At 35.4% G+C, this 9,262-nt stretch carries 8 protein-coding genes and 1 pseudogene; 6 read left to right on the top strand and 3 right to left on the bottom strand.

The genetic code is table 11. The features are described 5' to 3' along the window. Window position 1: 1 nt before the first annotated feature. Complete coding sequence (locus WGMM_RS02720; RefSeq protein WP_007548615.1) at window positions 2–298, bottom strand: type IV secretion system protein VirB3; 297 nt, start codon at window positions 296–298, stop codon at window positions 2–4. Window positions 299–406: 108 nt separating this feature from the next. On the opposite strand from WGMM_RS02720, the gene WGMM_RS02725 reads away from it, so the two are divergent. Beyond that, complete coding sequence (locus tag WGMM_RS02725) at window positions 407–1,942, top strand: lysine--tRNA ligase (protein ID WP_038249650.1); 1,536 nt, start codon at window positions 407–409, stop codon at window positions 1,940–1,942. Between the two features lie 525 nt (window positions 1,943–2,467). Here the strand turns inward: WGMM_RS02725 and alaS are convergent. Beyond that, window positions 2,468–5,089, bottom strand: coding sequence for an alanine--tRNA ligase (gene alaS / locus WGMM_RS02730; RefSeq protein ID WP_038249653.1), 2,622 nt, complete (start codon window positions 5,087–5,089; stop codon window positions 2,468–2,470). Between the two features lie 165 nt (window positions 5,090–5,254). Here alaS and WGMM_RS02735 point away from each other — a divergent pair, with 165 nt between their 5' ends. The 4 genes from WGMM_RS02735 to fmt all read left to right on the top strand — a co-directional run bounded on the left by WGMM_RS02735 (window position 5,255) and on the right by fmt (window position 7,301). After that, window positions 5,255–5,698, top strand: coding sequence for a PAS domain-containing protein (locus WGMM_RS02735; protein ID WP_010962890.1), 444 nt, complete (start codon window positions 5,255–5,257; stop codon window positions 5,696–5,698). 98 nt (window positions 5,699–5,796) lie between these two features. Continuing rightward, window positions 5,797–6,003 carry a 50S ribosomal protein L35 gene (gene rpmI, locus WGMM_RS02740; protein ID WP_038249656.1) on the top strand — a complete coding sequence of 69 codons (207 nt, stop codon included), beginning with the start codon at window positions 5,797–5,799 and terminating at the stop codon, window positions 6,001–6,003. 20 nt (window positions 6,004–6,023) lie between these two features. After that, a complete protein-coding gene (gene rplT, locus WGMM_RS02745; RefSeq protein WP_038249658.1) occupies window positions 6,024–6,389 on the top strand; it encodes a 50S ribosomal protein L20 in 366 nt (121 codons plus the stop codon). Between the two features lie 12 nt (window positions 6,390–6,401). Next, on the top strand, window positions 6,402–7,301 hold the full coding sequence (gene fmt / locus WGMM_RS02750) for a methionyl-tRNA formyltransferase (RefSeq protein ID WP_038249661.1): 900 nt from the start codon (window positions 6,402–6,404) through the stop codon (window positions 7,299–7,301). 87 nt (window positions 7,302–7,388) lie between these two features. Here the strand turns inward: fmt and WGMM_RS07485 are convergent. Further along, window positions 7,389–7,536: pseudogene (locus WGMM_RS07485) on the bottom strand (WPE palindromic element domain-containing protein); the annotation flags it as partial. Between the two features lie 133 nt (window positions 7,537–7,669). Between WGMM_RS07485 and purH the strand changes: the two are divergent. Continuing rightward, window positions 7,670–9,181 (top strand): bifunctional phosphoribosylaminoimidazolecarboxamide formyltransferase/IMP cyclohydrolase, encoded by a 1,512-nt coding sequence (gene purH, locus WGMM_RS02755; protein ID WP_038249664.1) that lies wholly within the window; start codon window positions 7,670–7,672, stop codon window positions 9,179–9,181. Window positions 9,182–9,262 lie beyond the last annotated feature (81 nt).

The following is a 9,262-nucleotide window of genomic DNA, read 5'->3' on the forward strand; positions in this document are numbered from 1 at the left end:
GTTAAGCAATATCATAAGAATTGGCTCCATGATAAAAACGATTTAAACATTTCGAGCACTTTCCCAATTTTACCATAAATAATTCAATAAACAACGGTTCTTTTGCAGAAGCTATATAACCAAGTCCATGTATACCTGGTAACATTAAGAGAATCACTCTTAAATCATTTGAATTAATGAAAATTAGCATGCAAATCAGGACGTTTAATATTGCAAACATATAACTCACACCAAAGAGCATTGCAGGTCTTGTAAGACCTTTAAATAATTGATCTGTTTGTATACTACCTGTGGACATATCTTTAACCTTCTAATAATAGCTCTAACACTAATACTATATCATTATATTAAAAATCCATTGAAACTAGTAGCACTTTAAGTTAAGATACATTATTTAATCCCGATAATGACAAGTTGGCCATTTCAAGAAGCGGAAAAAATATTGCAAGAGTTTCCTAATAAAAAAGAAATAATATTTGAAACTGGTTATGGACCCTCTGGTTTACCCCACATAGGAACCTTTGGAGAGGTTTTCCGCACTACAGTTATTGTAAATGCATTAAAAAAAATAGCTCCTGGTATAAAAACCAAAATCATTGCAGTTTCAGATGATATGGATGGTTTGCTAAAAATACCAGATAATGTGCCAAATCAAGAGATGCTAAGAGAGCACTTAAATAAACCATTGACTATGATACCTGATCCATTTGGCACTCATCAAAGTTATGGTCATCATATGAATTCATTGTTGTGTAAATTTCTTGATATGTTTGGATTTGAATACGAGTTCAGGAGTGCAACAGAGTGTTATAAATCTGGCGTTTACGATGAAAAACTTTTACTCTTACTGAAAAATTATGATAAAGTGATGGACGTAATGCTTCCATCATTTCGGGAAGAAAGACAGCAGACTTATAGTACGTTCTTGCCAATATGCCCAAAAACTTCTCAAGTTTTACAAGTTCCAGTAATTGAAACAAATACAGAGAAAGGAACAATCACATATGAAGACCCAAACGGGGAAAAAATAGAAGTTCCAGTGACAAAAGGAAAATGTAAACTGCAATGGAAACCTGATTGGGGAATGAGGTGGGCCGCATTTGGAGTAAATTACGAAGCTCACGGAAAAGATTTAACTCCATCTGCTGTGCTTTCAAGTCAAATATGTGAAATACTTGGAGAAAAGCCACCACTTCTGTTTTGCTACGAGCTTTTCCTTGATAAAGAAGGAAAGAAAATATCAAAATCAAAAGGAAATGGCATTTCAATTGAAGAGTGGCTAACTTACGCACCAACAGAGAGCTTAGCATTGTACATTTTTCAGAGTCCTAAAAAAGCTAAACGTTTATATTTTGATGTGATACCAAAATCAACTGATGAATATTTAGAATTTGTAAGGCGTTATCATGAGAACAAAGAAAAGGATATAAATAATCCTGCTTGGCACATTCACCAGGGCAATGTTCCCAGTATAGAAACTTCAGGCATAAATTTCTCACTACTTTTAAACCTAGCAGCAGCTTGTAATGCTGAAAACAAAGAGATCCTATGGGGTTTTATATCCTCTTATGCACCAAACGTTACACCAGAAAATAATAAAATGCTTGATAGACTTTCAGACTTTGCAGTAGAGTATTATCACGATTTTATCAAGCCAACAAAATCATATAAAACTCCAAATGAAAAAGAAAAAGCAGCGTTACTAGATTTGAAGGACACTTTACATTCTCTATCTACAACTGCTACTGCTGAAGAGATTCAATCTCAGGTATTTTCTATTGGAAAAAAATATGATTACACCAACTTACGTGACTGGTTTCAGCTATTATATGAAACGTTACTTGGCCAAAAAACCGGTCCAAGAATGGGATCTTTCATAAAGCTTTACGGAATAGGTAATACGATTTCTCTCATAGAAAGCGCTACTAAATGTATACTTTAGAGTTTACCTCCTTTCATTTGAGCTCTTTAGTTTTAATAAGAATTCCTTGACAAACTCCGCTAGCCCCCTTATCATGAAACTGAAGCTATTGTATTTGCTTTCGCCAATCTGCAGATTAAAAGGTAAGGATTACTTAATGTATCGGCGTCTTGTGTTCAATTTTTTGCAGTATATAGATACTGTATGTCTTTACAAAACTTCATCTACATCTAGATTTTTATCTAAATAAGCTGAACGCGCTTATAAAGCGTTACAAGACATCAAAAAATGCCAATACTCGACAGAGATAGTAAAAGACTAGCTAACTCGGGGATTCTTTGTCTTTTTTTCTGCTTAGGAAATATCTTAAACATTTGCAGCGTAAGTTAGTTGCAATTAAAAGCAGCTGAATTTCGCTTGTCAAGCGTTTAAAACATAAAAAACGCCAATATTTTAAAGCGGATAATAACCACGGGGCTTCTTTTGCCTTTTTTTTCATTTGGTAAATTTCTTAATGTTTGTGGCTGAATGACAACCGTCATCCCGCTACTTGTTAGCGCCGCGGCGGTATAACGGTTCGTGGTGGTATGACGTAGAGTGCTTAGAAGCTGTTATTTTGCTATAAATGGCTGTAATGGCATCATCTATTTTATTGCTATCACAGCCTGTTTGTGCAAGTTCAGTATTCCCACCACAGTTCTTTTTAACTGCTATGGATATTAGTTCTTTTGCGCTAATCTTATTGATTAAGTCTTTACTTACTTTAATAATCAAGACTGTTTTATTTTTTTCTGTTGCCGTAAAAGCTATTACCGTTTTTGGTTTTTGTTGCTGCAAAACAAACTCTCTTATTACATTTGCTGGAATATCAGTGAAAGTGTGGCTTATAAAATTTATTCCATTTATTTCGGTGCTTTTTATATTCTCTGCACTCACAAGCTTTTTATATAGGCTTTTTATTTTGGTTTCGGATCTTTTGTGTTCTTGACTTAAAATACTTAATCTGCTTGTTATTTCACTCACCGGCGCTTTTACGAATTCTGCAACTTTTTTTAAGTTAATTTCATTATCACGTACATAATTGATTGCTTCCTGACCAGTTAAAGCTTCAATTCTCCTCACTCCAAAAGCAACAGAACTCTCTGTTACTATCTTAAACAAACCAATTTCTCCAGTATGCTCAACGTGTGTGCCACCACACAGTTCCCTTGAATCTCCAATCTTCACTACTCTTACTTGATCGCTATATTTTTCGCCGAATAACGCCATAGCTCCTTCGTCTATTGCCTGATTCATGCTTTGAATTTTTGTAGATGCGGAAAGATTTTCTCTGATTAGAGAGTTTACCATATCTTCTACTAAGAATAGCTGATCCTGAGTAACTTGAGTGTTATGACTAAAGTCAAATCGTAACTTATCCGGTGCAACTAGGGAACCTTTTTGAGTGACATGATTACCCAAGATTTTTCTTAATACAAAGTGCAAAAGGTGTGTAGCTGAATGATTTCTCCTTAAGGTTTGCCTTCTTTCCTTATCTATGCTTGCTGTAACTGTGTCACCTTTACAAATTGAACCGAATTTAACTATGCATCTGTGCAAATATAGGTCATTAACCTTATTGGTATTCTCGACTATAATAATACTTCTACCAGGTTTGATCAGACTGCCAGTATCTCCCACTTGTCCACCTGACTCGCCATAAAAAGGTGTTTTATCAAGTATAATGGTTATCTTTTCTCCCTCCTTTGCAGAATCAATTACTTCATTTTTAGAGGAAACTATAGCTAGTATTTTCGCATCACTTACTTCATTGAACTCATAACCAACAAATTTTGTTTTGCCAAATTTATTGATCAAATCAAACCATACTTGCTCAACAGATTTTTCACCAGATCCAGCCCATTTAGCACGTGCTCTCTCTTTTTGTTCTCCCATTGCATCATCAAAACCCTTCTGGTCAAAATTTATTTTTTTCTCTTTTAAAATATCAAGTGTAATATCCAAAGGAAATCCGTAGGTGTCATATAGCTTAAACGCTGATTCTCCAGGCAAAGTATCGCCCGATTTTAAATCTGTAGTGAATTTCTCCAGGAGATTGATACCTTTCATCAAAGTGTCTTTAAAGTTTTCTTCCTCTGATTTTAACGTCGTTTCTATTAAGCTTTTAGCTCTGACTAATTCAGCTCCCATATAAGCCGAACTCGTGCTATCTATCAACACTGGAAAAATACGATGGAGTAGGGAATCATTATATCCAAGCAGGTGAATATAACGTGTGGCTCTCCTAATTAATCTGCGTAATACGTAATTCCTGCCCTCATTTCCAGGAAGCACTCCTTCTGCGATGAGAAATGCAGCCGCGCGAAGATGATCTGCTATGATCTTATGCGCTATTTTATTTTCCGTTCTTCCACAGTACTCTTGTGATTTACTTATCAGAGCAGAAAATAGATCAATATCATAGTTATCATGGACGTTTTGCATAACAGCCGCTATTCTTTCAAGGCCCATTCCAGTATCGATGCATTTTTTTGGCAATTTGTGTAAATTACCTTCTTCATCTTTGTTAAACTCCATGAATACCAGATTCCAGATTTCAACAATTCTATCGCCCTCTTGTAAATTAGGACTCCCATGGTCATAAAAAATTTCAGAACATGGACCGCACGGACCAGTGCTTCCCATACTCCAAAAGTTATCACCCGTTGTAATTCTTATGATTTTATCACTTGAAAAGCCACTTATCTTACGCCAAATCTCGTACGCCTCATCATCAGTATGGTAGACGGTTATGGATAGTCTGTTTTTATCAAGAGATAACTCTTTAGTGATAAATTCCCACGCAAATCCTATCGCAGTTTCCTTAAAGTAATCACCGAAGCTAAAATTTCCGAGCATTTCAAAAAATGTGTGATGCCGAGTTGTATAGCCAACATTTTCCAGATCATTGTGTTTACCGCCTGCTCTTAGGCACTTTTGACTTGAGACAGCACGTTTCATTTCAGTTTTTTGAGCACCAGTAAAAATATTTTTAAACTGCACCATACCAGCATTTGTGAACATGAGCGTTGGGTCATGTTCTGGAATCAAAGGAGAAGAAGAAACCTGCTCGTGGTCATTATTTACAAAAAATTTTATAAATCTTTCTCTGATTTCGTTTAGCTTCATCGTTTTTATTGAGGTTATCTATAAATAATAAGTTGTAATGGAAATAAAATCAATACCACTCTCTAGATCTCAGAACTTCTAGTGACATGCACCTTGTGGTAAGAAAAAATCAATATATTCACGATAAATTTACCTCATATCTGTGTTTTATATGTGGAAATTGGAATGGAAATTTATGTAGGCAAAGAAAAAAGAATAGCAAATGTGGTGACTCAACACTGGAATGACATAAAAGGATCAGACAGAGATTGGCCAGAAAGGCATGAAATAGACACTGCAGAAATAATGGAATCATGGCAGCATTGTTTTGTCATTGAAGTCAAGGATCAAGGTTATATTTGTGAAAATGCAGGAGAAAAGGCTGTTGAATTCTATGGTTTTGAGAAAAAGACGCGCATTGATAATAAGTATGCAATTGATGCACCATTTTTGCGACTATATAAAATAGATGCAGTTATTGATAAACTTGATACTGTAATAGAGAGTAAATGCCCGATCAATGAAGAGGAAGAAAGTGAAAGTGTTAAAATGAGGCAAGTATTGTTGCCACTTGGGAATAAAGAAGGTATAACACACATATTGGGCGTAATTACTTTTAAACTCCTTTAATATGCAATTTTAATTTGATTCTTTAATAAAATTATTTATATTAATGCTTAATTACTATTAAAGAACTCAATAGTAGTGCTTGTAAATTTATTTGGAATATGAAGAAAATAAAATTAAAAACTAAATCTTCTGTGAAAAAGCGCTTTCACCTTACAGCTAAGGGTAAAGTTATTTCTACTCAGTCAGGCAAAAGGCATGGCATGGTAAAGAGAAGTAAATCTAATATTTGTAATAAGCGCGGTACAACGATTCTTGGTAAATCTGACTCGCGTATAGTTAAGCTTCATATGCCTTACGGTATTTAACAAAATGGAGGTAAAATAAAATGGCTCGGGTAAAACGTGGAGTCACTACTCACGCTCGTCATAAAAAAATATTGAAACTAGCAAAGGGTTATAGAGGGCGCGCAAAAAGTTGTTATAGAATTGCATTACAAAGAGTTGAAAAAGCACTGCGATATGCTTATAGAGACAGAAGAAACCGTAAACGTGATTTCCGTAGCTTATGGATAATACGTATTAATGCAGCAGCAAGAGAGCATGGGCTTACTTATGGTAGGTTTATGCATGGTCTTACACTTGACGGAATTGATTTAAATAGAAAAATTCTTGCTGAGATGGCAGTTAATTATAAGGATGATTTTGCCAAATTAGTAGAAACTGTAAGTGGTAAATTAGCGGAGAATTCTTAAAGCAAAAACACCATGAGAATTATTTTCATGGGATCACCAGGATTTGCTGTTAATTCTCTGAGCTTGTTACTGAAATCAAAGAGCGAAGTGGTGACAGTATACACCAAGGCTCCAAAACCTTCGGGGCGTGGACAGAAGCCAATGAAATCTCCGGTACATGTTATCGCTGAAGAAAGTAACATAGAGGTATGTACTCCTATCTCTCTAAAGTTCTCGGCAGAGCAAGAAAAATTTAGAAATTTCAAGCCAGACGTTGCGGTTGTTGCCGCGTATGGATTGATACTTCCAAGAGAAATTTTGAATATTCCAAAATATGGTTGTATTAATATTCATCCTTCATTACTACCAAGGTGGCGTGGTGCAGCCCTGATACAGCACACAATTTTAGCAGGAGATCAAGAAACCGGGGTTAGCATTATGCAATTGGATGAAGGATTAGATTCCGGCCCTATTTTAAAACAGGAAAAATTTCTTATCGAAAAGAACGATAATTACAAGACATTGCATGATAAATTATCTAAGCTAGGCAGTGATTTACTGCTGAAAGTGCTAAACGAAATTAAAAAACAGCTTCCCTTAAAACAGAACGATAACAATGCATGTTACGCTGACAAAGTGGAAGACTATAAAATTTATGCAAGTGATGCCTGTGAAGTTGCTTATAGAAAGGTTAAAGCGTTTTACCCAAAAGCATTCATTAAGATAGAAAATAAACGTATCAGGATACTTGATGCTGAATTTGAAGCTCTCGCTTCAGAACAAGGTAAGATTGTTAACGATAATACGCACATAAGTTTAAAAGGTGGCACTTTAATTCCTAAAGTTGTACAAATGGAAGGGAGAAATCCTTGCAGTATTGAAGATTTTATTCGCGGCTTGAAATCAAGCATGGTAAAAAAATTTATAGAATAGACTACTTTGAAGGGAAGGTTAGGAGGACTAAAGCAACTTCTACAATTCGGTATTCCGCTGCTTGTTAGCGGAATCTACAACAAGATAACGCGTTTTGGTGTACGAACAATGCAATTTGCAGGTAATTTGGGTAGTAGATGGTGTCATTCCAGTCTGGAATCCAGTTTCTATTGTACAGCCACCTGGTGTGCTCATTTAAAGTGAAGTTTTCTGGGTCCCCGTGTCTGGGGACTGGGATTACATCTTTCTTGGTCTCTTGTATCACAATGTTCGTACAGTTGTGGATACCGCGGAGGTATGACGTAGTAGCTATATATAGACAAATTCCTTTTTCTTAGATATAATTTTAAAAAACTTTCCATATAAAAATGAAAATAAAAAGAGCTTTAATATCAGTATACGATAAAACGAATATAATTGATCTTGCATCGTTTTTAATGCAGCAACAAATAGAAATTCTTTCAACGGGAAATACTTATAAAACGCTATCTAGTGCAGGAATAAAAACACAAGAGGTCTCAGATTACACACAATTTCCAGAGATACTGGGTGGTAGAGTAAAAACTTTACACCCTAAAATTCATGGAGGAATACTTTGCAATAGAGAAAAACACAAAACGGAAATACAAAATCTAGGTATTGAGCCAATAGACCTGCTTATAACTAACCTATACCCATTTTGGGAGACAGTAAGTAGCGGCTCAAATGAAGAGCAAATTATAGAACAAATTGATATCGGCGGAGTGGCGTTAATTAGAGCTGCAGCAAAAAACTTTCGTTTTACTTCAGTTATTTCTAGCATTCAAGACTACGAAGCACTAAAAGCTGAGATGATAAAAAATAACAATGAAACAACATTGGAATATAGAAAATATTTAGCAACCAAAGCATTTGCTCTCACTGCACACTACGATTCTAATATTCACAGTTGGTTTTTATCCCAGAGTAAAAATAATGAGTTGCCAGAGTTTTTCGCACTATATGGGCATAAAGCACAAGAATTAAGGTATGGTGAAAACCCTCATCAAAAAGCTGCATTTTATAGCAATCAATTCACCAAATATCCACTGGAAAAAATACATGGAAAAGAGTTGAGTTATAATAATATAGTAGATATAGAGTCCGCACTTAACATAACTTCTGAATTCGAAGAGCCTGCAGCAGTGATAATAAAGCACAATAACCCATGTGGCGCTGCTGTTAGTAATAATGCTTTGGAGGCATATGAAAAGGCTCTATCATGTGATGAAGTAAGCAGTTTTGGTGGCATAGTTGCCTTAAATCGGGAGATAGATTTAAAGCTAGCAGAAAAATTAAACGAGATATTTTTGGAAGTAGTGATAGCACCATTGGTAAACAATGAGGCACTAAAAATTTTACAAAGAAAGAAAAATTTAAGAGTGATTATTCATAAATCTTTCCAACAAAATGTGAAATACCAAATTAAAAATGTTGTTGGTGGGTTTTTGGTGCAAGAAAATAATGACCACACAATAAAAGCAGAACAAGTAACAAAGTGCACTACAACAGAAAAAGAAAACGAAGATCTTATTTTTGCCTGGAAAATATGTAAACATGTGAAATCCAACGCAATAGTTATAGCAAAAGATGGTTGTGCTATTGGCATCGGCGTAGGGCAAACAAGCAGAATAGATAGTGTGAACATTGCAGTGAAAAAAGCAGGTGAAAAATGTAAAGGTGCAGTGCTTGCTTCAGATGCATTTTTTCCATTCCCAGATAGCATAGTTGAAAGTGCAAAACATGGAATTACAGCTATAATTCAGCCCGGCGGCTCGCTGAAAGATCAAGATGTGATAAAAGCTGCAAATGCAAATAAAATTGCTATGTTTTTCACTGGCGTTCGCAATTTTTTCCATTAGGCTTGTGTCTTATCCTTATACCGCCGCGGTATCTCTTAACATAGATCCCTCTAACAAGTAGCGGAATGACGAGGTATAAAC

Source organism: Wolbachia endosymbiont of Glossina morsitans morsitans (assembly GCF_000689175.1).
GTDB classification, from domain to species: domain Bacteria; phylum Pseudomonadota; class Alphaproteobacteria; order Rickettsiales; family Anaplasmataceae; genus Wolbachia; species Wolbachia pipientis.